Origin of the sequence: Nocardia jiangsuensis (genome assembly GCF_042650385.1) — a bacterium.
Classification (GTDB): Bacteria; Actinomycetota; Actinomycetes; order Mycobacteriales; family Mycobacteriaceae; genus Nocardia; species Nocardia jiangsuensis.
This window is the reverse complement of record NZ_JBHSAX010000013.1, coordinates 21,626-47,981: the sequence shown is the minus strand read 5'-3', so window position 1 is coordinate 47,981 and position 26,356 is coordinate 21,626. Positions and strand designations below refer to the sequence as shown.

General features: G+C 74.1%; 25 protein-coding genes. 13 read left to right on the top strand and 12 right to left on the bottom strand.

The features are described 5' to 3' along the window. Positions 1–2 precede the first annotated feature (2 nt). Positions 3–407: a PPOX class F420-dependent oxidoreductase gene (locus ACFO0B_RS11820; RefSeq protein WP_378612440.1), complete on the bottom strand. Its 405-nt coding sequence runs from the start codon at positions 405–407 to the stop codon at positions 3–5. A 60-nt stretch (positions 408–467) separates the two neighbouring features. Here ACFO0B_RS11820 and ACFO0B_RS11815 point away from each other — a divergent pair, with 60 nt between their 5' ends. From ACFO0B_RS11815 to ACFO0B_RS11800, 4 genes are all read left to right on the top strand, one after another. Beyond that, positions 468–1,208 (top strand): SDR family NAD(P)-dependent oxidoreductase, encoded by a 741-nt coding sequence (locus ACFO0B_RS11815; RefSeq protein WP_378612439.1) that lies wholly within the window; start codon positions 468–470, stop codon positions 1,206–1,208. Positions 1,209–1,266: 58 nt separating this feature from the next. Next, a complete protein-coding gene (cbiE, locus tag ACFO0B_RS11810) occupies positions 1,267–2,517 on the top strand; it encodes a precorrin-6y C5,15-methyltransferase (decarboxylating) subunit CbiE (RefSeq protein ID WP_378612438.1) in 1,251 nt (416 codons plus the stop codon). Between the two features lie 64 nt (positions 2,518–2,581). Then, complete coding sequence (locus ACFO0B_RS11805) at positions 2,582–3,199, top strand: hypothetical protein (protein WP_378612437.1); 618 nt, start codon at positions 2,582–2,584, stop codon at positions 3,197–3,199. Next, positions 3,196–3,873 carry a cobalt-precorrin-6A reductase gene (locus tag ACFO0B_RS11800; protein WP_378612865.1) on the top strand — a complete coding sequence of 226 codons (678 nt, stop codon included), beginning with the start codon at positions 3,196–3,198 and terminating at the stop codon, positions 3,871–3,873. The genes ACFO0B_RS11805 and ACFO0B_RS11800 overlap by 4 nt, the downstream gene beginning before the upstream one ends. A gap of 5 nt (positions 3,874–3,878) precedes the next feature. Here the strand turns inward: ACFO0B_RS11800 and ACFO0B_RS11795 are convergent, their stop codons facing one another. Genes ACFO0B_RS11795 through cobG form a run of 4 tightly spaced genes read right to left on the bottom strand, consistent with a single transcriptional unit; the run spans position 3,879 to position 7,851 of the window. Continuing rightward, complete coding sequence (locus tag ACFO0B_RS11795; protein WP_378612436.1) at positions 3,879–4,415, bottom strand: PadR family transcriptional regulator; 537 nt, start codon at positions 4,413–4,415, stop codon at positions 3,879–3,881. Between the two features lie 25 nt (positions 4,416–4,440). Then, the gene (cobJ, locus tag ACFO0B_RS11790) at positions 4,441–6,006 is read right to left on the bottom strand and encodes a precorrin-3B C(17)-methyltransferase (protein WP_378612435.1); all 1,566 of its coding nucleotides are present in this window, start codon (positions 6,004–6,006) and stop codon (positions 4,441–4,443) included. Continuing rightward, positions 6,003–6,638 carry a precorrin-8X methylmutase gene (locus tag ACFO0B_RS11785; protein WP_378612434.1) on the bottom strand — a complete coding sequence of 212 codons (636 nt, stop codon included), beginning with the start codon at positions 6,636–6,638 and terminating at the stop codon, positions 6,003–6,005. The genes cobJ and ACFO0B_RS11785 overlap by 4 nt, the downstream gene beginning before the upstream one ends. Positions 6,639–6,663: 25 nt before the next feature. Further along, positions 6,664–7,851 carry a precorrin-3B synthase gene (gene cobG, locus ACFO0B_RS11780; RefSeq protein ID WP_378612433.1) on the bottom strand — a complete coding sequence of 396 codons (1,188 nt, stop codon included), beginning with the start codon at positions 7,849–7,851 and terminating at the stop codon, positions 6,664–6,666. Positions 7,852–8,069: 218 nt separating this feature from the next. Here cobG and cobN point away from each other — a divergent pair, with 218 nt between their 5' ends. Further along, positions 8,070–11,771, top strand: a complete 3,702-nt coding sequence (cobN, locus tag ACFO0B_RS11775) for a cobaltochelatase subunit CobN (RefSeq protein ID WP_378612432.1) — start codon at positions 8,070–8,072, stop codon at positions 11,769–11,771. A 7-nt stretch (positions 11,772–11,778) separates the two neighbouring features. On the opposite strand, the gene ACFO0B_RS11770 is transcribed toward cobN, so the two are convergent. After that, positions 11,779–12,042, bottom strand: coding sequence for a helix-turn-helix transcriptional regulator (locus ACFO0B_RS11770; RefSeq protein WP_378612431.1), 264 nt, complete (start codon positions 12,040–12,042; stop codon positions 11,779–11,781). A gap of 98 nt (positions 12,043–12,140) precedes the next feature. On the opposite strand from ACFO0B_RS11770, the gene map reads away from it, so the two are divergent. Next, the gene (map, locus tag ACFO0B_RS11765) at positions 12,141–12,920 is read left to right on the top strand and encodes a type I methionyl aminopeptidase (RefSeq protein ID WP_378612430.1); all 780 of its coding nucleotides are present in this window, start codon (positions 12,141–12,143) and stop codon (positions 12,918–12,920) included. Here the strand turns inward: map and ACFO0B_RS11760 are convergent. The 3 genes from ACFO0B_RS11760 to ACFO0B_RS11750 form a co-directional block, all read right to left on the bottom strand. Next, positions 12,892–13,536, bottom strand: coding sequence for a dihydrofolate reductase family protein (locus ACFO0B_RS11760; RefSeq protein ID WP_378612429.1), 645 nt, complete (start codon positions 13,534–13,536; stop codon positions 12,892–12,894). The genes map and ACFO0B_RS11760 overlap by 29 nt on opposite strands. Before the next feature lie 75 nt (positions 13,537–13,611). Beyond that, complete coding sequence (locus ACFO0B_RS11755; RefSeq protein WP_378612428.1) at positions 13,612–14,649, bottom strand: hypothetical protein; 1,038 nt, start codon at positions 14,647–14,649, stop codon at positions 13,612–13,614. A 40-nt stretch (positions 14,650–14,689) separates the two neighbouring features. Continuing rightward, the gene (locus ACFO0B_RS11750; protein ID WP_378612427.1) at positions 14,690–15,403 is read right to left on the bottom strand and encodes a glyoxalase; all 714 of its coding nucleotides are present in this window, start codon (positions 15,401–15,403) and stop codon (positions 14,690–14,692) included. A gap of 74 nt (positions 15,404–15,477) precedes the next feature. Here ACFO0B_RS11750 and ACFO0B_RS11745 point away from each other — a divergent pair, with 74 nt between their 5' ends. Together ACFO0B_RS11745 and ACFO0B_RS11740 are read left to right on the top strand one after the other, a co-directional pair. Next, positions 15,478–16,032, top strand: coding sequence for a PadR family transcriptional regulator (locus tag ACFO0B_RS11745; protein ID WP_378612426.1), 555 nt, complete (start codon positions 15,478–15,480; stop codon positions 16,030–16,032). Between the two features lie 23 nt (positions 16,033–16,055). Continuing rightward, positions 16,056–16,451 (top strand): PPOX class F420-dependent oxidoreductase, encoded by a 396-nt coding sequence (locus ACFO0B_RS11740; RefSeq protein ID WP_378612425.1) that lies wholly within the window; start codon positions 16,056–16,058, stop codon positions 16,449–16,451. A 24-nt stretch (positions 16,452–16,475) separates the two neighbouring features. Here the strand turns inward: ACFO0B_RS11740 and ACFO0B_RS11735 are convergent, their stop codons facing one another. From ACFO0B_RS11735 to ACFO0B_RS11725, 3 genes are read right to left on the bottom strand one after another with little or no spacing between them, the layout of a single operon-like run. Next, on the bottom strand, positions 16,476–17,879 hold the full coding sequence (locus ACFO0B_RS11735) for a metallopeptidase TldD-related protein (RefSeq protein ID WP_378612424.1): 1,404 nt from the start codon (positions 17,877–17,879) through the stop codon (positions 16,476–16,478). Further along, a complete protein-coding gene (locus ACFO0B_RS11730) occupies positions 17,876–19,417 on the bottom strand; it encodes a TldD/PmbA family protein (protein WP_378612423.1) in 1,542 nt (513 codons plus the stop codon). Before ACFO0B_RS11730 ends, ACFO0B_RS11735 begins: the two co-directional genes overlap by 4 nt. 56 nt (positions 19,418–19,473) lie before the next feature. Further along, positions 19,474–20,241: a TSUP family transporter gene (locus ACFO0B_RS11725; protein WP_378612422.1), complete on the bottom strand. Its 768-nt coding sequence runs from the start codon at positions 20,239–20,241 to the stop codon at positions 19,474–19,476. 42 nt (positions 20,242–20,283) lie between these two features. Between ACFO0B_RS11725 and ACFO0B_RS11720 the strand changes: the two genes are divergently transcribed. The 5 genes from ACFO0B_RS11720 (at position 20,284) to lnt (ending at position 26,001) form a co-directional block, all read left to right on the top strand. Beyond that, positions 20,284–21,444 carry a sensor histidine kinase gene (locus ACFO0B_RS11720; protein WP_378612421.1) on the top strand — a complete coding sequence of 387 codons (1,161 nt, stop codon included), beginning with the start codon at positions 20,284–20,286 and terminating at the stop codon, positions 21,442–21,444. A 21-nt stretch (positions 21,445–21,465) separates the two neighbouring features. Next, positions 21,466–22,125: a response regulator gene (locus ACFO0B_RS11715; RefSeq protein ID WP_378612420.1), complete on the top strand. Its 660-nt coding sequence runs from the start codon at positions 21,466–21,468 to the stop codon at positions 22,123–22,125. A gap of 62 nt (positions 22,126–22,187) precedes the next feature. Then, the gene (locus ACFO0B_RS11710; RefSeq protein WP_378612419.1) at positions 22,188–22,676 is read left to right on the top strand and encodes an FxsA family protein; all 489 of its coding nucleotides are present in this window, start codon (positions 22,188–22,190) and stop codon (positions 22,674–22,676) included. Between the two features lie 39 nt (positions 22,677–22,715). Continuing rightward, on the top strand, positions 22,716–24,314 hold the full coding sequence (locus tag ACFO0B_RS11705; protein ID WP_378612418.1) for an amidohydrolase: 1,599 nt from the start codon (positions 22,716–22,718) through the stop codon (positions 24,312–24,314). Beyond that, positions 24,304–26,001, top strand: a complete 1,698-nt coding sequence (gene lnt, locus ACFO0B_RS11700) for an apolipoprotein N-acyltransferase (RefSeq protein ID WP_378612417.1) — start codon at positions 24,304–24,306, stop codon at positions 25,999–26,001. Before ACFO0B_RS11705 ends, lnt begins: the two co-directional genes overlap by 11 nt. Positions 26,002–26,356 lie beyond the last annotated feature (355 nt).

Below are 26,356 nucleotides of genomic sequence, written 5' to 3'. Positions count from 1 at the left end.
GCCTACCGGTCGCGCAGGGTGCGGCTGGACAGCACCTTCGCCACCCGGATCACCAGGACGACGCGGGTCGGGTTCTCGCGGGGGACGCGGTAGCGGGCGGCGTAGCGCTGCTCGGCGTCGGTGACGCTCGCCGGGTCGTCGAGCACCTCCGCCGGACCCTCCAGGGTGAGCCAGCGCGGGCCGTCGACCTGGCTCACCGCGGCGTAGCCGGAGCGGCGCGCGTTGCGCGCCTTCACCGAGCCGCCGTCGGTGATCACCCGGGCCAGCCCGGCCTCCGGATCCCAGGTGAAGCCGACCGCGGTCACCTGCGGGGTGCCGTCGGCGCGGAGCGTGGTGAGCGTGGCCAGGTGCCGCTCGGTGACGAATTCGCTGGCGGCGGGGGAGAGCTGCGTGATGCCGGTCGTCATGGCACGACGGTAGCCGGGGCGCGCTCCGGCGCCGCGCCCGGTGCCTGACAGGATGGGCGCATGGGAGAAGGAACCGTGCTGGTGCTCGGGGGCCGCAGCGAGATCGGGCTCGAGGTGGCGGAGCGGCTCGCGCCCGGCCGCACCGTGCTGCTCGCCGCGCGGCGCAGCGCCGAGCTGAGCGCCGAGGCCGCGCGGGTGAGCGCGGCCGGTGCCGCCGCCGTGCACGCGATCGAGTTCGACGCCGACGACATCGCGGGCCACCAGGCGCTGCTGGAGAAGGTCGCCGCCGAGCACGGCGCGATCGGGGTCGCGGTGCTGGCCTTCGGGGTGCTCGGCGATCAGGCCCGTGCGGAGCGGGATCCGGCGCACGCGGTCGCCGTCGTGCACACCGACTTCGTCGCGCAGGTCTCGGTGCTCACCACGCTGGCTGATCTCATGCGGGCGCAGGGGGCGGGGCAGCTCGTCGTCTTCTCCTCGATCGCCGGGGCGCGGGTGCGCCGGGCGAACTACGTCTACGGCTCGGCCAAGGCCGGGCTGGACGGTTTCGCCTCCGGGCTCGGGGACGCGCTGCACGGGAGCGGGGTGCGGCTGCTGCTGGTGCGGTCCGGGTTCGTGATCGGGCGGATGACCGAGGGGATGAGTCCGGCGCCGTTCTCCAGCACGCCTGCCCAGGTCGCTGCGGCGGTCGTCCGCGCGTTGAGCAAGGGGAAGGCGCGGGTCTGGGTGCCGTCGGTACTGCGGCCGATCATCGTCGGGACGCGGCTGCTGCCGCAGGCGGTGTGGCGGCGGATGCCGCGGTGAGGCCGGTGCGCGGATTCGCGGCGCGCCGGACCCGGCGGGTGTCGTCGACGGGCGCGGCGTGACGGCCTCGGCGTGGCGTGGCGAGCCCATTCTCGTCGCGGGGATCGGGGCGGACGGGTGGGCGGGGATCGTGCCGGGTGTGCGGGCCGAACTCGCGGGGTGCGCGGTGCTGTTCGGCTCGGCCAGGCAGCTCGATCTGGTGCCTGCCGACGAGGTGCCCGCGCGGCGGATCGCGTGGCCGTCGCCGCTGGTTCCGGCGCTGCCCGGGCTGCTCGCCGAGCACGAGGGGGAGCGGGTCGGGGTGCTGGCGAGCGGTGACCCCATGTTCTTCGGGATCGGCAGCACGCTGGCCGGGCTGTTCGGGCCCGCGGCGCTGCGGGTGCGGCCGCGGCCCTCGTCGGTGGCGTTGGCCTGTGCCCGGCTCGGCTGGGCGGGCCAGGACGTTCCGGTGGTGAGCGCGGTCGGGCGGCCGGTCGAGACGGTACTGCCCGAGCTCACCGACGGCCGCCGGATCCTGGTGCTCAGCGCCGACGGCACCACCCCGGGAACCCTCGCGGAACTGCTGCGCGACAACAGCTTCGGCGGGTCGCGGCTGACCGTGCTGGAGCAGCTCGGCGGCCCGGCCGAACACCGGCGCACCGGCACCGCCGCCGGCTGGCCGGCTACCGCGTGCGACCCGCTCAACATCGTCGCCGTCGAAGCCGTTGCCGACGCCGGCGCACTCCGGCTGACCCGCACCCCCGGTCTCCCGGACGCCGTCTTCGGCGGCGACGGCCAGTTCACCAAGGCCGAGATCCGCGCACTCACCCTGGCCGCACTGGCGCCTGCCCCCGGCGAGCTGCTCTGGGATGTCGGCGGCGGCTCCGGCACCATCGCCATCGAGTGGTGCCGCACCCACCCGAGCTGTCGCGCGGTCACCTTCGAGCAGCGCGCCGACCGCCGCGAGCGGATCACTGCCAATGCGGCCGCGCTCGGCGTCCCCGGCATCGCTGTGCGCGGCGCCGCCCCGGATTTCCAGCCCTGGGACGGGACTCCGGACGCCGTTTTCATCGGTGGCGGAATCAGCCGATCCGGATTGCTGGAGGCGTGCTGGGCCGCGCTGCCGCCCGGTGGCCGGCTGGTGGCGGCGGCGGTGACGGCGGAGTCCGAGGCCCTGCTCCTGGCGAGTTCCCGGCGGTACGGCGGTACATTGCGCCGCTACCAGGTGTATCGGGGTACGCCGCTCGGTGGGTTCACCACCTGGTCGCCGCAGCTGCCGGTGACGCATTGGGCGGTCCGGAAGACCGGCGAAATACCGGCCGGTTCGTGAAACGCGGCAGCGTGAAGGGGTAGGGTCGGCCCCGAGTTCCGGCCACCCGGAAACGGATTTCCTGATGGGGAGACTGATGAAGTACAGCAAGTTCGCCGCCACCGCGCTGCTCGCCGCCGCCGCCACCGGCATCGCCTCCGGCACCAGCTACGCGGCCCCGGTCCCCGCCGCGCCCGCCGAGCAGCAGCAGGCCACCTCGCCCTCGGTGCAGGGCCAGGACAAGGGCGTCGACTACGCCGTCGCGCTCGCCGACGCGGGCAAGTCGATCGTCACCACGGTCACCGGCGGCGCGTTCAGCCTGGACGCCGACAAGGGCGCGGTCACCCTGACCAACGCCGCGGGCGAGGTCGTCACCACGATCCCGCTGAGCGGCAAGGCGCAGGACCGGGACGTGGCCATCGGCGCCGCGGTCTCCGCGGACGGCACCGCCCTCACCCTGACCCCGGTCGCCGGTTCGGTCGGCGGCATCAAGGACATCTCCTCGCAGGACTGGTTCTTCGCCGAGCTGCAGCGCGCCTCGCTCGGTGCCGCCGTCGGCGCCGTGATCGGTGCCCTGCTCGGCCTGGTCGGCATCGTCACCGTCATCCCGGGCGCCGTGATCGGCGGCGTCATCGGCCTGCTCGTGGCCGGTGGCCCGTCCCTGCTGAACGCGGGCGCCGCGTACTTCAGCGGCCAGCCCTGACCCGGGTCCTGATCCTGGGCGGAACCGCCGAAGCGCGGAGCCTCGCCCGCATCGCGGCCGTGCTGCCCGAGGGGGCGGTTCGGGTCGGGGGGTTCGGCGGAGTCGACGGGTTGCGGGCGTACCTGCGCGACAACGCGATAGACGTACTGGTCGATGCCACCCACCCGTTCGCCGCCGTCATGAGCTCCCACGCCGCCGCCGCTGCCGCCGCGGCCGGGATTCCGCTGCTGCACCTCCGTCGCCCCGGTTGGTCCGGCGCGCAGGGTGATTCGTGGACTCGCGTGCCCTCGCTGCCTGCCGCCGCCGAGGGGCTGTGCGGGCGCGTCTTCCTGACCGTCGGCAGGCAGGGCGTCTCCGCCTTCGCCGGTGTCGAGGAGGCGTGGTTCCTGATCCGAGCGATCGACCCGCCGGACCCGCCGGTGCCCGCATCCCACGAAATACTGCTCGCGCGCGGACCCTTCGCCGTCGACGAGGAGATCGAGTTGCTGCGCAGACAGCGGATCGACGTGCTGATCACCAAGGACAGCGGCGGGCCCGATACCGAGGCGAAGCTGATCGCCGCTCGCGAACTCGGGGTGCCGGTGATCGTGGTCGACCGTCCCCCCCTGCCCGCCGGTGGTGCGCCGGTGGTCGCCGGCGTGGACGAGGCGATGGCGTGGCTGCGGGAGAGGTGACAGGGTCACCCCGGCGCGCGGCCGTCCAGGATCGCGGTCAGATCGTCGAACCAGCCGAGCACCGCGCGCTCGTAGCGGATGCCGAACTCCAGGGTCGCGCGCTGGTAGCGGGCCTGCGGCGGGCAGTCCTCGGCCAGGTAGCCGTCCAGGCGCCCCTGGTGCACCGCGCGGTTCGCGGCGACGATGCGGTCGACGTGTGAGCGGTCCAGATGCTCGCCGAAGGAGAGGGTGAGCAGCAGCGGGACGCGGATGGTCTCGGTGCCCGGGTCGCGGGCGATCCACGCGCCGAAGGCGGCCTTGCCCGCCTCGGTGATCCGGTACGGGGTGCGCTCGCGGGCGCCCGCCTCGCCCTTCTCGACCAGGCCCGCGGCGTCCATGGCGGCGAGTTCGCGGTAGACCTGGCTCTGGGTTACGGTCCAGAAGTCGCCGATCCGCTGCTGGGCCTCGGTCACCAGGTCCCAGCCGGAGCGCGGGCCCTCGTGCAGGAAGCCGAGCAGCGAGGCGGCGGTCGCGTTCAGCGGTTTGGGCTTGGATTCGGTCATGCTGCGCACCTTCCTCTGTGGAATTTCAGCGCGGCAGGGCGGCGTAGCGGCGCGAGGTGAAGACCCGTGGTCCGTGCACCGCGGTGGTGGAGGCGCCGATGATCAGCAGGGTGCGCATATCCACCTCGGCCGGGTCGAGCTCGGCGAGCGGAACGACGCGGACCGATTCCGCCGGGCCGCCGACATCGCGGCCGAGGATCACCGGGGTGTCCGGTGCGCGGTGCTCGAGCAGCAGGTCGCGCATGGCGGCGACCTGCCAGGTGCGCTGCGAGGAGGCCGGGTTGTAGACGGCGATGGCCATGTCGGCGGCGGCCACCGCGGCGAGCCGCTCGGCCACCACCTCCCACGGCTTGAGGCGGTCGGAGAGCGAGATCGTCGCGTAGTCGTGGCCGAGGGGGGCGCCCGCCCTGGAAGCGACGGCGTGCGCAGCGGTGACGCCGGGCAGCACCCGGACCGGGACGCCGTCCCAGCGCGGGTCGGCCGCCTCCTCCAGGACGGCGGCGGCCATGGCGAAGACACCCGGGTCGCCCGAGGAGACGACCGCGACGCGGGCCCCGCGCCGGGCCAGGTCGAGCGCCATCGCGGCGCGCTCGGACTCGACCCGGTTGTCGCTGGCATGCCGCCGCTGGCCCGGCCTGGCCGGGACGCGATCGATGTAGGTGGTGTAGCCGACGAGGTCGGTCGCCTCGGCCAGGGCCGCGGTGACCTCGGGTGTGGTCCACTTCGGGTCGCCCGGACCGAGACCGACGACGACCACCTCGCCCACCGGGGGGTCGCCGATGCCTGCTCGGTCTCCCGGCACGGAACCGCTCTCGCTCGACGCGCGCGAGGGCTCCGCCCGAACCCCGTCGGCGGTCAGCGGAATCCGCGTTTCCGGCTTCGGCCCGGGCACGACGGCGATGGCGAAGTACGGCACAGTGCTCTCGTCCACGTCGGCGGCGCGCAGCACCCGCTGCCGCCCGGTGCTCGCGCGCTCGATGTAGAAGGCGTCGTCGAGCCGGCCGGCGTCGTCGAGCGCCTGCCGCACAGCGGGATACGTGCGGCCGAGCTTGAGCACGGCCGCCGCCTCGGTGGCGCGCAACCGCTCGGCGAGCTCGGCGGCGGGCAGCGTGCCCGGCAGCACGGTGAGCACCTGTTCCCCCTCGACCAGCGGCGTGCCGAGCGCGGCGGAGGCGGCGCTGACCGAGGTCACGCCGGGTACGATCTCGGCGTCGAAGCGATCGGCCAGCCGCCGGTGCATGTGCATGTACGAGCTGTAGAAGAGCGGGTCACCCGCGGCCAGCAGCGCCACCGAGCGCCCGGCCGCGAGGTGTACCGCGAGCCGCTCGGCGGCGTGGGCGTAGAACTCGTCGATGGCGCCCTGGTACCCGTCGGGGTGGTCGGTGGTCTCGGTGGTCACCGGGTAGACGAGGTGCTCCTCGAGCTGCCCCGCCCGCAGGTAGGGCGCCGCGATCGCCCGCGAGATGCTGCGCCCGTGCCTGGCGCTGTGGAAGGCGATCACATCCGCCGCGCCGATGATCCGCGCCGCTTTGACGGTGACCAGTTCCGGGTCGCCGGGACCGAGCCCGATGCCCCACAGCTTTCCGCTCATTCCGCCTCGCTCGCGATGGCGTTCAACGCCGACGCGGTGACGGCGCTGCCGCCGCGCCTGCCCCGCACGGTCAGGTACTCGACCCCGCCGTAGGAGATCAGCGCCTCCTTGGACTCGGCCGCGCCGATGAAGCCGACCGGGATGCCGAGGATCGCGGCGGGGCGCGGTGCTCCGGCGTCGAGCATGTCGAAGAGGTGGAAGAGCGCGGTCGGCGCGTTGCCGATGGCGACGACGGCGCCGGCCAGGCGGTCCCGCCACAGTTCGAGCGCGGCGGCGGAGCGGGTGGTGCCGAGTTCGGCGGCGAGCGCGGGGGTGCGCGGGTCGGTGAGGGTGCAGAGCACCTCGTTCTCCGCGGGGAGGCGCTTGCGGGTGACGCCCGCGGCGACCATGGTCGCGTCGCAGAGGATGGGGGCGCCTGCCCGCAGCGCGGTGCGGGCGGCGGTGACGACGCCGGGGGAGAAGGCGATGTCGTCGGCGAGGTCGACCTGTCCGGTGCCGTGGATCATCCGCACCGCCACCTGCGCGACGTCGGCGGGGAAGCGCCCCAGGTTCGCCTCCGCCCTGATGGTGGCGAAGGACCGCCGGTAGATCTCGGCGCCATCGGTGAGGTAGCCGGCACGGGTTACGGACATGGACACCACAGTAGGACGTCGGCGGTCAGGGCCCGGTCACCCGGTAGCCGTCCGGGCCGGCGACGATATCGGTCGCCGGGCCGTGCGGGTGCCCGCACCGGCGCTCGCACCCGGACCAGTGCTGGCGCCCGGACACCCGGACGTCCCCGGCGGGAATCGGGCCGAGTGCCGCACCCGTCTCATCGGTAGGGCTCGCCACCCGCCCCGACTCCACCGCGGCGGTGGCATCGGCGCGCACGTCCGTGTGCGACTTCGCGCACCCGGGCGCCCCGGCGCAACTGCTGACCCGCACCCACGGCGACTCCGCGTCGAAGATCAGCCCCATCGGGGCGAGCACCCGCACCACCTGCTCGGCGGTCCACTCGTCGAGGTCGGGGACGACCAGCCCGCGCCACGGCGTCACCAGCACCGGCTTCTCGACGGCCGCGACGAAGAGCGCGGTGCGCGCGGGCAGCACCCCGAGCCGCACCCCGGCACCGAGCGCGACCAGCCCGTCGTCCTGCGGAAGCCAGCCGATCGGCGGGTGGTCGGCGGGATCGGGGACCACCCGTCCCGGCGCGGTGGAGGCGAACCCGAGCAGCTCGCGCACCCGCGCGGCCCCGTCCGCGACCTCGGCCAACCGCCACCCACCCCCGCGGATCTCCGCGAAGGCGCGGGCGGCGGCGAGCACCAGCCCGACCGCGTCTCCCGACGCGACCCGGATCCCGCTGTCCGCCCCGGCGAGCAGCACCGCGAACACCTCGTGCTCCACCGCGTGCAGCCCGATGTCGCCGCCGAACCCGCTGACGTCCCCGCGCCCGTCGTCCAGCGTGAACAGCACCCGGCCCGGCAGCCCGGCCAGCTCCGGCGCGGCCCGCAACCCGGCGTCGAGCGCCGGGGCCAGCTCGCGCACATCGGCCACCCCGCCGGCCAGCCCGGAGAGCGGCGACGCGACGATATTGCGCACCCGCTCGTGGCTGGCGCTCGGCAGCAACCCGGCGGCATCGAGCCGCTCGGTGAGCGCGGCGGCGTCCCGGATCCCGCGCAGCTGGACATTCCCGCGCGAGGTCAGCTCCAGCGCGCCGTCGCCGAGCTCCTCCGCCGCCTCGGCCAGCGCCTGGAGTCCGGCGGCCCCGAGCTGCCCGCCGGGTATGCGCACCCGGGCGAGCGGCCCGTCGGCCGCCTCGTGCAACCGCAGCACCCCCGGGCAGGAATCAGCATTCGATCGCGTCATGACCCGCTCCAGCCTACGGACCCGCCGCCGTCAAACCGCACCCGCGCCGGGAACCTCGCGTCGAGCGCACCCACCCGCCCCCGGTAGCATCCCGGATGCTCGCGGGAAGCGAAGAGGAAACCGGTGCAAGTCCGGTGCGGTCGCGCCACTGTTCACAGCCAGACCCTCTCCGGCGAGCACCACATCCCGCTGGGCGCGTCTCCCGAGGAAGGTCGTTCGTGATCCTGCTGCTCTCCACCTCCGACACCGATCTGCTGAGCGCTCGCGCCAGCGGCGCGGGCTACCGGTGGGCCAACCCCGCCCGGCTGCTGGTCGACGACCTGCCCGGGCTGCTGGACGGCGCCGATCTGGTGATCGTGCGCATCCTCGGTGGCAAGCGCGCCTGGGAGGAGGGGCTGGCCGCGCTCGGTGCCGCCGGCGTCCCGCTGGTAGCGCTGGGCGGCGAGAACGCCCCGGACGCCGAGCTCATGGAGCTCTCCACGGTGCCGGGCGGCGTCGCCGCCGACGCGCACAACTACCTCGCCGCGGGCGGCCCGGACAACCTGCGCGAACTGCACCACTTCCTCTCCGACACCGTCCTGCTCACCGGCAACGGCTTCCACCCGCCGGTGCAGCTGCCCGCCTGGGGCGTGCTGGAACGGGAAGCCGCCGCGATCGACGGCCCGACCGTCGCGGTGGTCTACTACCGCGCCCAGCACCTGGCCGGGAACACCGGCTACATCGCCGCGCTCTGCGACGCCGTCGAGGCCGCCGGAGCCAGGCCGCTGCCGGTGTACTGCGCCTCGCTGCGCACCGCCGAACCCGAGCTGCTCGACACCCTGCGCGCCGCGGACGCCCTGGTCGTCACCGTGCTCGCGGCGGGCGGCAGCACCCCGGCCACCGCCGCCGCGGGCGGTGACGACGAGGCGTGGGACGTGGCCGCGCTGGCCGCGCTCGACGTCCCGATCCTGCAGGGGCTCTGCCTGACCTCCGGTCGCGCGCAGTGGGCGGCGAACGACGACGGCCTCTCCCCGCTCGACGTCGCGACCCAGGTGGCGGTGCCGGAGTTCGACGGCCGGATCATCACGGTCCCGTTCTCCTTCAAGGAGTTCGACGCGGACGGGCTCTCCATCTACGTGCCCGACCCGGAGCGCGCCGCCCGCGTCGCGGGCATCGCCACCAGGCACGCCCGGCTCCGGCACATCCCGGCCGCGGAGAAGAAGCTGGCGCTCATGCTCTCCGCCTACCCGACCAAGCACGCCAGGATCGGCAACGCCGTCGGCCTCGACACCCCGGCCAGCACCATCCGCCTGCTGCACGAGCTGCGCGCCGCCGGGTACGACATCGGCGCCCCCGGCGAGGTGCCCGGGCTGGAGGAGCGGGACGGCGACGCGCTCATCCACGCGCTCATCGCGGCGGGCGGGCAGGACCCGGACTGGCTCTCCGCCGAGCAGCTCGAGGGCAACCCGGTGCGGATCGGCGCCGCCGCCTACACCGCCTGGTTCGAGACGCTGCCGGCCGACCTGCGCGAAGCGGTGATCGCGTCCTGGGGCCCGCCGCCGGGTGAGCTCTACGTGGACCGCTCGGCCGACCCGACCGGCGAGATCGTCATCGCCGCCCTGCGGTTCGGCAATGTGGTGCTGATCGTGCAGCCGCCGCGCGGGTTCGGCGAGAACCCGGTCGCGATCTACCACGACCCTGATCTCGCGCCGAGCCACCACTACCTGGCGGTGTACCGCTGGCTGGCGGACGGGTTCGGCGCGGACGCCGTGGTGCACCTCGGCAAGCACGGCAACCTGGAGTGGCTGCCGGGCAAGACGCTCGGCATGTCCGCCTCCTGCGGCACCGACGCGGCGCTCGGCGACCTGCCGCTGATCTACCCGTTCCTGGTCAACGACCCGGGCGAGGGCACCCAGGCCAAGCGCCGGGCGCACGCCACCCTGGTCGACCACCTGATCCCGCCGATGGCGCGCGCCGAGACCTACGGCGACATCTCCCGGCTGGAGCAGCTGCTCGACGAGCACGCCAACATCTCCGCGCTGGACCCGGCCAAGCTGCCCGCCATCCGGCAGCAGATCTGGACGCTCATGCGCGCCGCCGAGATGGACCACGACCTGGGGCTCGCCGAGCGTCCGGAGGAGGACGTCTTCGACGACATGCTGCTGCACGTCGACGGCTGGCTCTGCGAGATCAAGGACGTGCAGATCCGGGACGGGCTGCACATCCTCGGCCAGGCGCCCGCCGGGGAGACCGAGCTCGACCTGGTGCTCGCCATGCTGCGCGCCCGCCAGCTCTGGGGCGGCGAGCACTCGGTGCCCGGGCTGCGCGAGGCGCTCGGCCTGGACGAGTCCGGGGGCGAATCCCGCACCCGCGTCGACGCCGTCGAGGAGCGCGCCCGCGGTCTCGTGGCCGCGCTGCAGGCCGCGAACTGGTCCGTCGACGCGGTCGACGCCATCGTCGACGCCGCCTCTGCCGCGCCGGATGGCACCGCCGCTCCCGCCGCGCCGGATGGCACCGCTGCGCCCGCCGCCGCGCCGGAAGGCGCCCCCGCGGCCGCCGCGGGGGCGATCCGCGCCGCGCTCGAGGGCGTCACCGACACCGAACCCGTGCGCGCGGTGCTCCGCTTCGCGGCGCGCGAAGTCGTCCCCCGCCTGCGCGGCACCGGCATCGAGCTGGACCGCGTCCTGCACGCCCTGAACGGCGGCTTCGTCCCGGCGGGCCCGAGCGGCTCCCCGCTGCGCGGCCTGATCAACGTCCTCCCCACCGGCCGCAACTTCTACTCGGTCGACCCCAAGGCGGTCCCGTCCCGCCTGGCCTGGGAGACCGGCCAGGCCATGGCCGACTCGCTGCTGGAGCGGTACCTGGCCGACCACGGCGAGTACCCGCGCTCGGTCGGGATCTCGGTGTGGGGCACCGCCGCGATGCGCACCTCCGGCGACGACATCGCCGAGGTGCTCGCGCTGCTCGGCGTGCGCCCGGTGTGGGACGAGGCCAGCCGCCGCGTCACCACGCTCGAGGTGCTCGACCTCGCCGAGCTGGGCCGCCCCCGGATCGACGTCACCGTCCGGATCAGCGGCTTCTTCCGCGACGCCTTCCCGCACGTGCTCGCCCTGCTGGACGACGCGGTGCGGCTGGTCGCCGGGCTGGACGAGCCCGCCGAGCAGAACCATGTCCGCGCGCACGCCGCCGCCGACCTCTCCGAGCACGGCGACGAGCGCCGCGCCACCACCCGCATCTTCGGCTCCAAGCCGGGCACCTACGGCGCCGGGCTGCTCCAGCTCATCGACTCGAAGAGCTGGCGCACCGACGACGACCTGGCCCAGGTCTACACCGCGTGGGGCGGCTTCGCCTACGGCCGCGACCTGGACGGCGCCCCGGCCGCCGACGACATGCGGACCGCCTACCGGCGGATCGCGGTCGCGGCGAAGAACACCGACACCCGCGAACACGACATCGCCGACTCCGACGACTACTTCCAGTACCACGGCGGCATGGTCGCCACCGTGCGCGCGCTGACCGGGAAGAACCCGGAGGCCTACATCGGCGACAGCACCCGCCCGGACGCGGTGCGCACCCGCACCCTCTCCGAGGAGACCACCCGGGTCTTCCGCGCCCGCGTGGTGAATCCGCGCTGGCTGGAGGCCATGCGCAGGCACGGCTACAAGGGCGCCTTCGAGATGGCCGCGACCGTCGACTACCTCTTCGGCTACGACGCCACCACCGACGTGGTCGCCGACTGGATGTACGAGAAGCTCAGCGAGAACTACGTCTTCGACGACGTGAACCGCAAGTTCATGACGCAGTCGAACCCGTGGGCGCTGCACGGCATCGCCGAGCGGCTGCTCGAGGCGGCCGAGCGTGGCATGTGGGCGCAGCCCGAGCCGGAAACCCTCGACCGCCTGCGCGAGGTCTACCTGGAGACCGAGGGCGAGCTGGAGTAGCGTGGAATCAGGCGGTCTCGGCCAGCCCGGCCGAGCGCCAGACCTCGGCCAGCTCCTGCACCGGCAGGTCGAGCGCGTGGCAGAGCGCGACGACGGTGCCGAAGCCGGGGGAGGGCAGCCGCCCGGTCTCGATCTTGCGCAGCGTCTCCGGCGAGATCCCGGCGGCGTGCGCGACGGCGCCGGGATCTCGCTCGCCCCTGGCGGCGCGCAGCCGCGTACCGAGCCTGCGCCCCGCTTCGAGCTGGGCCGGGGTCAGGGGAAGGCGAACCATGCGGCCACCCTAGAGCCGGTATTGAAATACCGCAAGAATTGGTATTCAAATACCGGCTCGGCTACCGTTGCGCCGGTATTCCTATACCGGAGGTGCCCATGGTCGAGTTGAAGTCCCCCGCGGAGATAGCGCGCATGCGGGTCACCGGCGCGTTCGTCGCCGATGTCCTGGCGGGCGTCCGCGAACGCGCGGTGGTCGGCGTGAACCTGCTGGACCTGGAGCTGTACGTGCGCGACCGGATCGCCGAGCGCGGCGCCGTCTCCTGCTACTGGGACTACGCCCCGTCCTTCGGCCGCGGCCCGTTCCGCAACACCGTCTGCCTGTCGGTGAACGACGCCGTGCTGCACGGCCTCCCCTTCGACTACGTGCTGCGCGACGGCGACGTGCTCACCGCCGACCTCGCCGTCACCATCGACGGCTGGGCCGCCGACGCCGCGATCACCACCGTGGCGGGCACCCCGGACCCCGAGGACCTGCGGCTGATCCGCGCCACCGAGGAGGCGCTGGCCGCCGCCGTCGCCGCCGCGCGGCCGGGCAACCGGATCGGCGACGTCTCCGCCGCCATCGAGGCGGTCGCGCGGGCGGCGGGCTACCCGGTGAACACCGAGTACGGCGGCCACGGCATCGGCCGCACCATGCACGAGGACCTGCACATCCCCAACGCCGGGCGCCCGGGCCGCGGCTACCCGTTGCGCCCCGGCCTGACCATCGCCATCGAGCCCTGGTTCGCCCGCACCACCGACCGGATCGTCACCGACCCGGACGGCTGGACCATCCGCTCCGCCGACGGTTCGCGCACCGCGCACACCGAGCACACCGTCGCCGTCACGGCCGAGGGCCCGGAGATCCTCACCGCCGCCAGAACAGGTGGTGCGTGACCCCGCTCGCGCTCGGCACCCGCTCCAGGTGGAACCGATCGGTGAGCTCGTCCGGGCTGCTCCACAGCCGCTCGCCGCTGCCGAGCTCCACCGGGGCGACCGACACGTGCATGGTGTCGATCAGATCGGCGTCGAGGAACTCGCGCACGGTGTGCACGCCGCCGCCGATCCGCACGTCCTGCCCGTCCGCGGCCTCGAGCGCGCGATCGAGCGCCTCCCGCGGCGTGGCGTCCAGGAAGTGGAAGGTGGTCTGCCCGAGCGTGATGGACGGGCGCGGGTGGTGGGTGAGCACGAAGACCGGGGTGCGGAAGGGCGGCTCCGCGCCCCACCACCCCTCCCACGAGTGGTCCTGCCACGGCCCGCGCTGCGGCCCGAACTTGTTGCGCCCCATGATCTCCGCGCCGATATTGCGGGCGAAGTCGCGGGTGAAGTAGTCGTCGAGCCCGTAGCTGCCGCCCGGTTCGCTCCGATTCACCCAGTGCGCGGTGGCGACTGCCCAGCCGAGCAGCGCGCCCGGGTCGGCATGGCCGAACGGATGATCGAGGCTCTGGCCCTCGCCTGCGCCGAAGCCGTCGGCGGAGACGCCGAAGTTCTGTACCCGCACGAGTGGTGGCACGGTGGGTTCCTCCCGGTCGGGGATGCTGTCCGCCGGGACGCTACCGCGACCCGGTGACAGGTTCGGCCCTGCCGGTCACCACTCGCCGTCGGCCACCGGCTTCTCGCCGATCGTGATCACCGGGAGCGGCTGCGTGACGGCCGGGTTCTCGCCCTCGTCGGCCAGCCAGTCGCCGGTGGGGCGCACCCCGGCGAGTTCGTCGGCGGCGGGCAGGTCGGCGGCGTCCGCGTCGTAGTACTCGTACCACGGCAGCCCGTGCTCGGCGTAGGCGTGCGCGGTGATCGGGGTGGCCGGGGCCGGTTCGCCGGTGAGCGCCTTCCACTCCGCCGCCGAGGCGAGGTGCACGAAGACCCGCCCGGCAGGCTCCGGCCGGTAGTCGGTGAGCGGGCGGGTGTCGGCGACGATCTCCTGCCGCATGGTGCCGCCCGCCCCGAGCCCCATCGCCCGCCGCGCAGGCGGACCTCCGGCCCGAGCGGGGGCGCCCGCGGGTGCGGGCGCCGAGTACGCCGCGGGCATCGCGGCGGGCGCGGCACCGAACCCCGGCCCGCCGCCGGCCCGCGCGATCGGCGGCCGCGCCCGCTGCTCGGCCGCCCAGGCGGACCGCGCCGCCGCGGTGAGCGGGTGCACCGCGAGCTGCACCCCGCCCCACCGCTCGCTCCCGGTGACCTGTCCCTCGACGGTGGCGCCGAGCCCGAGCGGCACCGCCACGAACTGCCGCACCGTCCCGGTGCCGGAGTTGATCCCGTCCAGCCACGGCTGGCGCGGCAGCGCGAGGTAGTTCTGCGGCTTCCCGGCCAGGGCGTCGCTCCACGGCTTCCCGGAGACGGCGCACACCTTCCCGACCCCGACCTGCAACGCGGCCGGCGCGGGCGCGGCGAACCGCAGCCACATGGCCTCCCGCTGATACACCGGAAGCATCACCCCGCCGCGCTCGCGCCACTCGGCGGGAACCGTCTCCGGGTAGTCGGCCACCCGGCGCAGCGGGAACGACCCGAGGCCGGGAGGCAGCGGATAGGTGCCCTCCTCGGGGAGCCGGAGAGTGCGGACGAAGGTCACCCGCACCCCGCCGGGCAATTCCAGCGCATCGCCGATCAGCTGCACATCCGTGGCCATGGCCGCCGATCCTTCCCGCGATGGCGGCCGCGCGCAAACCTCAGTCGGCGTCCAGCCACGCGGCGAGATCGGTGGCGATCCGCAGGTGCTCGGCGATCGTCGTGCGCTCCTCGGCGCTCAGCTCCAGCTCCGCGATCTTTCCGCGCAGCTCGGCGGCACGGGCCGAATCCTCCTCGGCCACCGCGATCTCCACCAGGTCCGCGAGGGCGTGCGCGCGCTCCAGCGCGGTCGCGGTGCCGCCGTGCCTGCGCAGCCCGGCCTCCAGCGCGCGGCGCGCGGCGGGGTCGTCCTGCTTGGAGAAGCGCAGGATGCGGGCATTGTCGATGACCTTCGCCAGGCCGGTGAGCTTCGTCGAGCCGCCGTACTCCATCTCGGGTTCGTCGTGCCGAATGTAGGTGATGCCGTTGCCCGCCGGGTCGTACACGGTGAACCGGGTCTGGCCCGGCCGCATCCGGGTGATGCGCGGGATGCCCCGCGCGGGCACCCGCCCGTACTTCGCGCGCAGCGCGGCGCTGAAGCCGGCGTGCAACTCCTCCACCTCGCCGACCATGACCAGACAGCCGACGTTCTCGACGGGCCCGCGATCGCCCTTCGGCGGCGCGAAGAAGTGCAGGTCGTACCCCGGCCGCCGGATCGCGCCGTAGGTGTAGGGCCGGGTCTGCTCGTAGGTCACCTCGTATCCGAGCGTCTTGTAGAAATCCAGCGTCTCGCTCAGCTCGCCGGCCCACATGACCGGTACGGCGGTATCCGCCACAACCCCTCCTAGGTAGTCAAATTTGATTACCAGGCTAGGGTGAGCACGCATCGCTCGTCAAGGAAGGGGCGCGGATGGCCGCGGTACGCCTGCTCGTGCTCGGGGTGATCCGCGGGCGCGGCTCCGCGCACGGGTACGCGGTGCGCCGCGAGCTGCTCGACTGGCGCGCCGAGACCTGGACCAATGTGCGCCCCGGCTCGATCCACCACGCGCTCAAGCAGCTCACCGCCGAGGGCAAGCTGCGCGAGCTCGGCACCGAGCCGGGCGACCGCGGCCCCGGCCGCACGCTCTACGCGCTGACCGCGGCGGGGGAGCGGGAGTTCCGCGCGCTCATGGACGAGGCGCTGGTGAGCATCGACATGGAGGAGCTCGGCGCCGCCATCGCCTTCATGGACGCGCTGCCCCGCGCGCACGTGCTCGCGCGATTACGCGAGCAGCGAACACGCAGCGCCGAGGTGGAGCGCGAGCTGCTCGGCATGGTGCCGGATTTTCCCGGCCGCTACGAGACCCCGCACACCACCGACCTGCTGGAACTCTGGAGCAGCGTCTTCGGCAACCTGACCGGCTGGACCGACGGCGTGATCGCGCGACTCGAGGCGGGGGAGTACCGCATGGCGGACGATCGCTGACCTTCCCGGCTACGCTGCCGGGCATGAGCACAAGCTTCGGCGCCGTCGCCACCGCGAACTACGTTCTGCTGACCACGTTCCGGAAGGACGGCACGCCGGTGGCGACGCCGGTCTGGGCGGTCTCCGAGGGCGACACCCTCTACGTGTGGACCGAGACCAACGCGGGCAAGGTCAAGCGGATCCGCCGGGACGGCACCGTCACCCTGCAGCCCTGCTCGGCCACCGGCAAGCCGACCGGCGACGAGATCGAGCACGGCAGCGCCAGGGTGCTGGACGCCGCGGGCACCGAGAAGGTGCGCTCGCTGCTGCGCCGCAAGTACTGGCTCACCGCGCCGCTGCTCATCCTCGGCAGCAACATCCGGCGCGGCAAGGGCGGCACCATCGGGGTCGCCATCACCCCGGCGGCCGCCCCGGCCTGATCGGTACTGCCCGCTCCGGCCTGGTCAGGTCGCCTTGCTCACCGAGGACATGTGGAAGTCCGGGATCCGCAGTGGCGGCATGGCCGTGCGGGTGAACCAGTCCTTCCACTCGCGCGGCAGCGTGATCTCGGTGGCCCCGGCCTCGGCGGTGCGGCGCAGCAGGTCCAGCGGGCTCTCGTTGAAGCGGAAGTTGTTCACCGCGGCGGTGACCGCGCCGTCCTCCACCAGGTAGACGCCGTCGCGGGTGAGCCCGGTCAGCAGCAGCGTGGCCGGGTCGACCTCGCGGATGTACCAGAGCGTGGTGAGCAGCAGTCCGCGCTCGGTGCGGGCGACCATCTCGTCCAGCGTGGCCGTCGAGCCGCCGGTGAGCAGCAGGTTGTCGCCGGGCACGGTGGGTGCGGTGCCGAACTCGGCGGCGGTGGCGCGCGGGTAGACCAGCGAGCGCACGGCGCCCTCGCGCACCCAGTCCACCCGCTCGGCGGGCAGCCCGTTGTCGAAGACCGAGAGCAGCTCCGAGGAGGCCGGCGTCGCCACGAACGGCCGGTACTCCAGCCCGGCGGCGGCGGGGTCGGAGTACAGCGTGAGCGGGAGCTCGGTCAGCTGCTCGCCGATCCTGGTGCCGCCGGCGCGGGAGAAGGCGGTGTGCCCCTCGTGCGCGGCCCTGCCCTCCATGGACCAGGTCAGGTAGATCATCAGGTCGGCGACGGCGGACGGCGGCAGCAGCGTCTCGTAGCGCCCCGCGGGCAGCTCGACCCGGCGGCCCGCCCAGTCCAGCCTGCGGCTCAGGTCGGCGAGCAGCCCCGGGGTGTCCACGTCGGTGAAGTCGGTGGTGCCGACGCCGACCCAGGCGCTGGCCACCTCGTCGCCGCTGCCGCGCTTGCCGTTGATCTCCACCGAGCCGGTGGGCTGGGTGAAGCGGCGCCGCACGCCGGTCGAGGTGCCGAGCCAGGTGGTGTGCACCTGGTGGTGCGCGAAGCCGTAGAGCCGGTCGGCGCCGTCGAAGCCGCCTGCCAGGTCGCCGGCCAGCCTGGTGAAGACCTCGATGTCGGTGCCCGCGGGTGCGGCCGCCCAGTCGTCGTCGCCCGCGCCGCGGGCGGCGGCGGCCTCCAGCAGCGGGACGGCGTCACCGGCCGGGGTGGCGCCGCGCGCCGCGGCCTCGGCGGCGCGTACCACGGTGCCGATCTCGCCGGGGTCCATGCTGGTCGAGCCGACCACGCCGACCCGGGCCGCGTTCGGCCCCTCGCGCACGATCGCCACCACCGACCACTGCCTGGCCACCGACGAGCCGTTGGTGGTCATGGAGTTCCCGGCCCAGCGCAGCGACGCCTCGTGCGCGTCGGTCACCAGCACGATGGTCTCGTCCGCGGTGGAGTGCGCGAGCGCGCGCTCCACCAGTTCGCCGCCGGGGACGGTCTCGTTCGCGGTCACTGCCCCGCCTCCGCTCGGGTGTTCAGGACATTGATGCCGCGCACCAGGATCGACGGGCAGCCGTGGCTCACCGCGGCGACCTGCCCCGGCTGCGCCTTGCCGCAGTTGAAGGCGCCGCCGAGCCGCACCGTCGACGGCCCGCCGACGGCTTCCATCGCGCCCCAGAAGTCGGTGGTGGTGGCCTGGTAGGCGACGTCGCGCAGCTGCCCGGCCAGCTCGCCGTTCCTGATCCGGAAGAAGCGCTGCCCGGTGAACTGGAAGTTGTACCGCTGCATGTCGATCGACCAGGAGCGGTCGCCGACGATGTAGATGCCGTCCTCGACCCGGGAGATCAGCTCGGCGGTGCTGGTGTCGCGCCCGGGGTCGGGCTGCAGCGAGACGTTCGCCATCCGCTGGATCGGCACGTGGTGCGGGGAGTCGGCGTAGGAGCAGCCGTTCGAGCGCTCCAGCCCGAGCCGCGGCGCGAAGACCCGGTCCAGCTGGTAGCCGACCAGGACGCCGTCGCGCACCAGGTCCCAGCGCTGCCCGGCCACGCCGTCGTCGTCCCAGCCGGTGCTGGCCAGCCCGAAGCGTTCGGTGCGGTCGCCGGTGACGTGCATGACCGGGGTGCCGTACTGCAGCGTGCCCAGCTTGTCCGGCGTGGCGAAGGAGGTGCCCGCGTAGGCGGATTCGTAGCCGATGGCGCGGTCGTACTCGGTGGCGTGGCCGATCGACTCGTGGATGGTGAGCCACAGGTTGGTCGGATCGATCACCAGGTCGGCCGGGCCCGCGACGACGCCGGGCGCCTTCACCTTCTCGGCGAGCCAGCCGGGGATCCGGGCCAGCTCGTCGGCCCAGTCCCAGACCCCGTCCGCGCCGGTGACGTACTCCCAGCCGCGCCCGGCAGGCGCGGCCAGGGTGCGCATGGACTCGAAGACGCCGGAGCCCGCGTCCACCGTGACCGCCTCCAGCTGCGGGTGCAGCCGCACCCGCTGCTGGGTGATCGCCGACCCCGCGGTGTCGGCGTAGAAGGTCTGCTCCTTGACCTGCAGCACCGACGCCGACACGTGATCGACGCCGTCGGCGGCGGCCAGCCGCTCGGAGTACTCCTGCAGCAGCGTGACCTTGTCGCCGGTCGGTACCGCGAAGGGGTCGAGCGCGTAGTCGGAGACGTAGCGCACGTCGGTGTGGACCGGCTCGTCGGCGAGCTCGACGCGCTCGCGGTTCAGCGCCCGCAGCGTGGTGGCCACGTGCACCGCGCGGCGGGCGACCTCGGCCGCGGTCTCCGCGGTCAGCACCGCGTGCGAGGCGAAGCCCCAGGTGCCGTCGACGATGACCCGCACCGCGAAGCCGAGCTCGGTGCCGTCGGTGATCGCCTCGACCCGCCCGTCGCGCAGCCGGATCGACTGCGTCACCAGGCGGTGCACCCGCAGGTCGGCGTGCGACGCCCCGGCGTCGCGGGCCGCGCCGAGCGCCGCGTCGGCCAACCGGCGCAGCGGCAGCGCGAGGAATTCGGCGTCCACCTCGTGCGGTGCGCCGGGGGAGTGCGAAATGCTCACCCGCCCACGCTAGCCGGTGGTGCCCGCGCCCCGCGATCCGAATCCGCCCGGCCGCGTCAGCCGAACTGCTGCCAGCCCAGCCGCAGCACCATCCCGATCACCACCACCAGCAGCACGATCCGGACGAACCCGGCCCCGCGGGCGAGCGCCATCCGCGACCCCGCCACCGCCCCCGCGATGTTCGTCACCGCCATGGCCGCGCCGAGCGCGACCAGGACGTGGCCGGTGAGCGCGAAGTAGAGCAGCGCGCCCACATTCGAGCCGCAGTTGATCACCTTGGCCATGGCGGCGGCGCGCACGAACTCGGTGCCGAGCAGGGTGGCGAAGGTGATGATCAGGAAGGTGCCGGTGCCGGGGCCGAGGATGCCGTCGTAGAAGCCGATCAGCCCGGCCGCGAGCCCGATCACGAGCAGCGTGCGCCGCCGGGTCGGCGGGTCGGTCGCCATGGTGACCCCGATCGCGGGCCGCAGCGTCACGAAGACGGCCACCCCGACCAGCACCACCAGCACGATCGGGATGAACAGTTCGCGGTCGATCAGCGAGACCGCCGCGGCCCCCGCCGCCGCCGTCACCGCGGCGAGCAGCGCCGCCGGGATCAGTACCGGCCAGCGCAGCGGCACCCGGCGGGCGAAGGTCAGCACCGAGGCGAAGGTGCCGGCGACCGCGGCCATCTTGTTGGTGGCGAGCGCGGTCTGCGGCGCGATGCCGGGCGCGACCAGGAGCAGCGTCGGCAGGATGATCAGCCCGCCACCGCCGACCACCGCGTCCACCCAGCCCGCGGCCGCGGCCGCCGTGAGCAGCACCATCCAGTCCGTCACCTGCACGGCACCAGCCAAGCAGACGGCTCCCGGCCTAGGGTGGGCGGCGTGCGCCGGTTCAGTCTGTGGGTTCGGGACAACCCCGTCGTCGCCGACTCGGTACTCGCCGTCGGGCTCTTCCTGCTCGACCTGACCGCGCTGCAGAGCAGCACCCAGAAGCCGGTCTTCCTGGTCTTCGCGCTGCTGCTGCCGCTGCCGGTGGTGGTGCGCCGGGTCTACCCGCGCACCGCCGCGCTGGCGCTGTTCGTGCTCTCCCAGCTGAGCACCGGGCTCTCCGGCGCGCTCGGCGACCACACCCTGCACCCGAGCTCGCTCGGGCTCGGCCTCGCGCTGTACACCCTGGTCGCGTACGTGGGCAGGCGGCAGGGGCTGTTCTACCTGGCACTGCTGCTCGCCGACGGCGTGAGCACCATGCTGGTCCTGCACCAGGACCCGACCACGGTGGTCGCCTTCACGATCACCTTCTACGCGCTGTGCTGGACGCTGGCCGAGTTCACCGGCGCCAGGCACGCCTACGACACCGAGGTGCAGGCCAGGCTCGCGGTCGCCGACTACGACCGGGAGCGCCGCGCGCACGACGCCGTCGCCGCCGAGCGCACCCGGATCGCCAGGGAGCTGCACGACGTGGTGGCGCACGCGGTGAGCGTGATGATCGTGCAGGCCGACGGCGCCCGCTACACCCTGCGCCGCGACCCGGACGCCGCCGAGCGCGCGCTCGGCACCATCGCGGGCACCGGCCGGGACGCCCTGCGCGAGCTGCGCCGCACCGTCGCGCTGCTGCGCACCGAGCACGCCCCCGACGACCTGCCGCAGCACGGCACCGCCGGGATCGCCCGGGTGGTGGCGATGATGCGGGACACCGGGCTCGCGGTCGACCTGGAACTCAGCGGCGAGCTCGACGACGTCCCGCCCGAGGTCAGCCTGGGCGTGCACCGGGTGGTGCAGGAGGCGCTGACCAATACGCTGCGGCACGCGGGCGCGCACCCCAAGGCCTGGGTCACCGTGCGCCGCACCGGCGACCGGGTGCACATCGAGGTGGTGGACACCGGTGGCGTCCCGGTCCACACCGCGATCACCGGAAGCGGGCTCGGGCTGGTCGGCATGCGGGAGCGGATCGCGGTGCTCGGCGGGGTGCTGGCGGCCGGGCGCGAGCCGTCCGGGCGCTGGCGGGTGGCCGCGGAGCTCCCGGTGTATCGGGAAACCCCGTGACACCGCCGATACAGTGGGGGCGTGCCGATCACCGTGCTCGTCGTGGACGACCAGGAGCTCATGCGGATGGGGCTGGAGATGGTGCTCGGGGCGCACGACGACCTCGAGGTGGTCGGGCAGGCGGAGAACGGCGCCGCCGCCATCGGCAAGGCGAAGGAGCTGCGCCCCGACGTGGTCCTGATGGACGTCCGGATGCCGGTGGTGGACGGGGTCACCGCGACCGCCCGCATCCTGGAGGCGGGCGACGGCTGCAAGGTGCTGATCATGACCACCTTCGACCTGGACGAGCACGCGCTCGGCGCGCTGCGCGCCGGGGCCAGCGGCTTCCTGCTCAAGGACACCCCGCCGGAGGACCTGGTCTCCGCCATCCGCAGCGTCGCCGCCGGTGACGCCGTCGTCTCGCCCAAGGTCACCAAGCGGCTGCTGGACCGGATGATCGCCGATGACCCGGTTCCCGCCCGCGACCCGGGGCTGCTGGACGCGCTCACCGCCCGCGAGCGCGAGGTGCTGGAGCAGATCGCGGCGGGCCGCTCCAATGCCGAGATCGCCGGCAAGCTCTTCCTCTCCGAGGCGACGGTGAAGACGCACGTGGGCCGGGTGCTCACCAAGCTGGGGCTGCGCGACCGGGTGCAGGCCGTCGTGCTGGCCTACGAGACCGGATTGGTACGTCCGGGCGGGTAGCGCCGGGAGAAAAATCGAGGGCTCGCGCGTTGGTACGCCTAGATCGTCCCGGAAGGAACGCCATGCCAGCCGTACTGCTCGCCGTCTACCTCGTCGCCGAGATCGCCACCTTCGTCGCCGTCGCGCACCTCGCCGGCGTCGGCGCCGCGATCCTGCTGCTCATCGCCTGCTCCGCCGTCGGCGTCCTGCTCGTGGCCGGGCAGGGCAGGAAGGTGCTGGACGGGTTCCGCCGGGTCGGCCGCGGCGAGCTGAGGGCGGGCACCGCCGTGGCGGACGGCGCCCTCGTCGCCGCGGGCGCGCTGCTCGTGCTCGTCCCCGGGCTGCTCACCTCGGTGCTCGGACTGCTGGTACTGCTGCCGCCGACCCGCGCGCTGCTGCGGCCCGCGCTCACCGCCTTCGCCGCGCGCCGGGCCGCGAAGGTGCTCGACACCGTGCAGGGGAACCGGGTGATCATCGATGCCGACGGCACCGTGGTCGACGGCTCGGTGGTGCACACCGTGTGGGATCCGGCGGCCGGTGATTCCGGCGGCCGCTCGCTGACCAAGGGCTGACCCCGCCCGGTGCCACCGGGTACGGCAGACTTGTGCTCCGTGGCTACGCAGTTGCTGATCGGCGGTCGGTTCTACAGTGCGAGTTCGCCCGATGCCACCGCGATGGCGGTCACCGACGGCACCGTGGTGTGGCTCGGCGCCGAGCGGCCGGGGCGGGCGCTGCACCCGGGTGCGGAGGTCATCGATGTCGGCGGCGCCTTCGTCGCCCCCGCCTTCGTCGACCCGCACGTGCACGTCACGGCGCTGGGACTGAAGCTGATCGGGCTCGACCTGTCCGCGGCCCGCTCGCTGGCGCACTGCCTGGAGCTGCTCACCGCCTTCGCCGCCGCGCACCCGTCCGGGGTGTTGCTCGGCGACGGCTGGGACGACACCGGCTGGCCGGAGCAGCGTCCGCCGAGCACCGATGAGCTCGACGCCGCCGCCGGGCCGGGCAGGCTCGTCTACCTCTCCCGGGTCGACGTGCACTCCGCCGCCGTCTCCACCGCGCTGCTCGACACCGTGCCCGGGGTGCGCGACGCCGCGGGCTTCACCAGGGGCGAGCCGCTCCGGGCCGCCGCGCACCACCTGGTCCGCACCGCCGCGCTGGAGCGCGCCGACCGCGCGCTGCGCGACCGGGCCCGCACCGCGGCGCTCGACTCCGCCGCCGCGCACGGGGTCGCCGAGGTGCACGAGTGCGGGGGGCCGGAGATCGCGGGCCGCACCGACCTCGCCGAGCTGCTCGCCTTCTCCCACGGCGTCTCGGTGCGCGCCTACTGGGGCGAGGCGGTGCACGACGAGGACGAGGCGCGCGCGCTGGTGGCCGAGCTCGGGGTGCACGCGCTCGGCGGTGACCTCTTCGTGGACGGCTCGCTCGGGTCGCGCACCGCGTTGCTGCGCGCGCCGTACGCCGACGGGGGCGGGCACGGGGTCGGGTACCTGGACGCCGCCGGGGTCACCGCGCACGTGCGGGCCTGCACGCTGGCCGGGGTGCAGGCCGGGTTCCACGTGATCGGCGACGCCGGGATGGACGCGGTGGTCGATGGCATCGGGCTGGTGGCCGCCGAGCTCGGGGCGCCTGCGGTGGCCGCCTGCGGGCACCGCGTCGAGCACGCCGAGATGATCTCGCCGGAGCAGATCGCCGCGCTCGCGAGCTGGGGCGTGATCGCCAGCGTGCAGCCCGGCTTCGATGCCGCCTGGGGCGGGCCGGACGGCATGTACGCCACCCGGCTCGGCGCCGAGCGCGCCGCGGCGCTGAACCCCTTCGCCGCCATGGCCGCGGCCGGGGTCGCGCTCGCCATCGGCTCGGACGCACCGGTCACGCCGCTCGACCCGTGGGCGGCGGTGCGAGCCGCCGTGCACCACCGGACGCCGGGGCACGGGCTCTCGCCGCGTGCCGCCTTCGCCGCCGCCACCCGAGGGGCCTGGCGGGCGGGCGGGGTCCGCGACGGGGTCGCGGGGACGCTGGTCCCCGGCGCCCCCGCCTCCTACGCCGTCTGGGAAGCCGACGACCTCGTGGTGGCTGCCGCCGCCGACTCGGTGCAGCGCTGGTCCACCGACCCCCGCTCCCGGGTCCCCGGGCTGCCGCCGCTCGACCCCGGCGCGTCGCTCCCGCGCTGCCTGCGCACCGTGCACCGGGGCGTGACGATCTATGAAGTCTGAGGAAACCGCTGCTCCGCAGCGTGATTCAGCGCCTGGTGCCGGTGATTCCGCGGCCGGGCGCGGGGCCCGGTTTCCCGGCGGCGCCTTCTGGCTGCGCGCCGCCGCGGCGCTGCTCGCGGGGCTGCTCCTGTTCGGCTCCTTCCCTCCGCGACCCCTGTGGTTCCTCGCCCCGCTCGGCATCGCGCTGCTGACGTCGGTGCTCCAGCGGGCGCGGACCGCGCGCGGGGCGGCGGGGTACGGGCTGCTGGCCGGGTTCGGCTTCTTCCTCCCGCTGCTGCCGTGGACCGGCATCTACGTCGGCCCGGTGCCGTGGCTCGCGCTCTCGACGGCGTGCGCCGCCTTCCTCGCGCTGTTCGGCGCGCTGGTGTACTGGACGGCGCCGCTCCCGGCGCGCCCGCTCTGGATCGCGCTGGCCTGGACGGCCTGCGAGTGGGCCCGCTCCAGCTTCCCCTTCGGCGGCTTCCCCTGGGGCAGGCTCGCCTTCGGCCAGGCCGACGGCTGGTACCTGCCGCTGGCCGCCATCGGCGGCGCCCCCCTCATCGGCTTCGCCGTAGCCCTCACCGGCACCTGCCTCGCCTACCTCGGCACCGCGCTCGCCCGCCGCCCCCGCGCCGCCGGGCAGGCTACGCATACGCGCGCCACCGCCTCTGCGGCTCCCGAGTCGGCCGCGCCCGAGCCATCCCGCCACCGGCGAATCGCGCTCACGGCAGCGGCCGCCGCGGTGATACTCCTCCCGCTCACCGGCCTCGCCCTCCGGGCAGCCCTCCCCGCCCCGGAGGCGGGCGACCGCACGATCACCGTCGCCGCGGTGCAGGGCAGCGTCCCCCGCCTCGGCCTCGACTTCAACTCCCAGCGCCGCGCGGTCCTGGACAACCACGTGCGCCGCACCGAGCAGCTCGCCGCCGACATCGCCGCCGGCCGCGCCCCGCAACCGGACGTGGTGATCTGGCCGGAGAACGCCTCCGACATCGACCCGCTGCGCAACCCCGACGCCGCCGCCGCGATCACCGCCGCCGCCCGTGCGGTGGGCGCCCCGATCCTGGTCGGCGCGGTGCTGATCAACGCCGACCGGAAGACCACGACCAACTCGGTGATCGTCTGGGACCCGGCCACCGGCCCGGCGGAGCGGCACGACAAGAAGATCATCCAGCCGTTCGGGGAGTACCTGCCGCTCCGTGGCTTCTTCCGCCTCTTCTCCGAGCACGCCGACCGGGCCGGCTACTTCGTGCCCGGCGACGGCACCGGCACCGTGCACGCGGCAGGCGTGCCGATCGGTGTCGCGACCTGCTACGAGGTCGCCTTCGACCGCGCCTTCCGCGATTCCGTCGCCGCCGGCGCGCAGCTGCTGACGGTGCCGACCAACAACGCCACCTTCGGCGACAGCGAGATGACCTACCAGCAGCTGGCCATGTCCCGGGTGCGCGCGGTGGAGCACGGCCGCGCCCTCGTGGTGGCCGCGACCTCCGGCGTGAGCGCGATCGTCGCCGCCGACGGCGCGGTGACCGAGCAGAGCGAGCTCTTCGTCCCCGCCGCGCTCACCGCCCGGCTGCCGCTGCGCACCGACCGCACCCTCGCCACCCGGCTCGGCCCCGCCCCGGAGTATCTGGCCGTCGCGCTGTGCGGGCTCGGCCTGGCCGCCGCCGCGGTGCTCCGGCGCCGGGAGCGCACCGTTTCGAAGCCGGTGTGACGAGCCACACATAGTCGGCACCTCAGGTATAGCTTGGGGAGCCGCAGCGCTTTCCGGGGGGTTGGGACACTTCCAGCAAACCGGTTCACCCGCAATTAGCGGTAGTACGGCCGTCTTGTGCCGGGAATTCTGAACCGCGAGTCTTTTTCCGGTAAAAAGCTGCACCTATTCGGCGTTTGCGGAAACATTGCTGAGCACTCCGGCGACAGTTCGGATGACTCGGTAGTGCGACGTATCCATCCGGTCGGCAATCCGCCGGATGTGATGCACCGAATCAAAGGGCGGGCGAGGCGGCCTCGGGGACCGTCTCGATGCATCCGCTGAAGGTCTGCTCGGGGAGATGCGACATGTGCGG

Excerpts from the sequence above, each read along its gene's own strand:
- ACFO0B_RS11770 (WP_378612431.1), bottom strand. The coding sequence starts at position 12,042 with ATGGTTCGCCTTCCCCTGACCCCGGCCCAGCTCGAAGCGGGGCGCAGG.
- ACFO0B_RS11740 (WP_378612425.1), top strand. The coding sequence starts at position 16,056 with ATGAGCACAAGCTTCGGCGCCGTCGCCACCGCGAACTACGTTCTGCTG.
- cobG (WP_378612433.1), bottom strand. The coding sequence starts at position 7,851 with ATGACGCGATCGAATGCTGATTCCTGCCCGGGGGTGCTGCGGTTGCAC.
- ACFO0B_RS11745 (WP_378612426.1), top strand. The coding sequence starts at position 15,478 with ATGGCCGCGGTACGCCTGCTCGTGCTCGGGGTGATCCGCGGGCGCGGC.
- ACFO0B_RS11820 (WP_378612440.1), bottom strand. The coding sequence starts at position 407 with ATGACGACCGGCATCACGCAGCTCTCCCCCGCCGCCAGCGAATTCGTC.
- ACFO0B_RS11795 (WP_378612436.1), bottom strand. The coding sequence starts at position 4,415 with ATGACCGAATCCAAGCCCAAACCGCTGAACGCGACCGCCGCCTCGCTG.
- ACFO0B_RS11755 (WP_378612428.1), bottom strand. The coding sequence starts at position 14,649 with ATGGCCACGGATGTGCAGCTGATCGGCGATGCGCTGGAATTGCCCGGC.
- ACFO0B_RS11785 (WP_378612434.1), bottom strand. The coding sequence starts at position 6,638 with ATGTCCGTAACCCGTGCCGGCTACCTCACCGATGGCGCCGAGATCTAC.
- lnt (WP_378612417.1), top strand. The coding sequence starts at position 24,304 with ATGAAGTCTGAGGAAACCGCTGCTCCGCAGCGTGATTCAGCGCCTGGT.
- ACFO0B_RS11805 (WP_378612437.1), top strand. The coding sequence starts at position 2,582 with ATGGGGAGACTGATGAAGTACAGCAAGTTCGCCGCCACCGCGCTGCTC.
- ACFO0B_RS11815 (WP_378612439.1), top strand. The coding sequence starts at position 468 with ATGGGAGAAGGAACCGTGCTGGTGCTCGGGGGCCGCAGCGAGATCGGG.
- map (WP_378612430.1), top strand. The coding sequence starts at position 12,141 with ATGGTCGAGTTGAAGTCCCCCGCGGAGATAGCGCGCATGCGGGTCACC.
- cobJ (WP_378612435.1), bottom strand. The coding sequence starts at position 6,006 with ATGAGCGGAAAGCTGTGGGGCATCGGGCTCGGTCCCGGCGACCCGGAA.
- ACFO0B_RS11710 (WP_378612419.1), top strand. The coding sequence starts at position 22,188 with ATGCCAGCCGTACTGCTCGCCGTCTACCTCGTCGCCGAGATCGCCACC.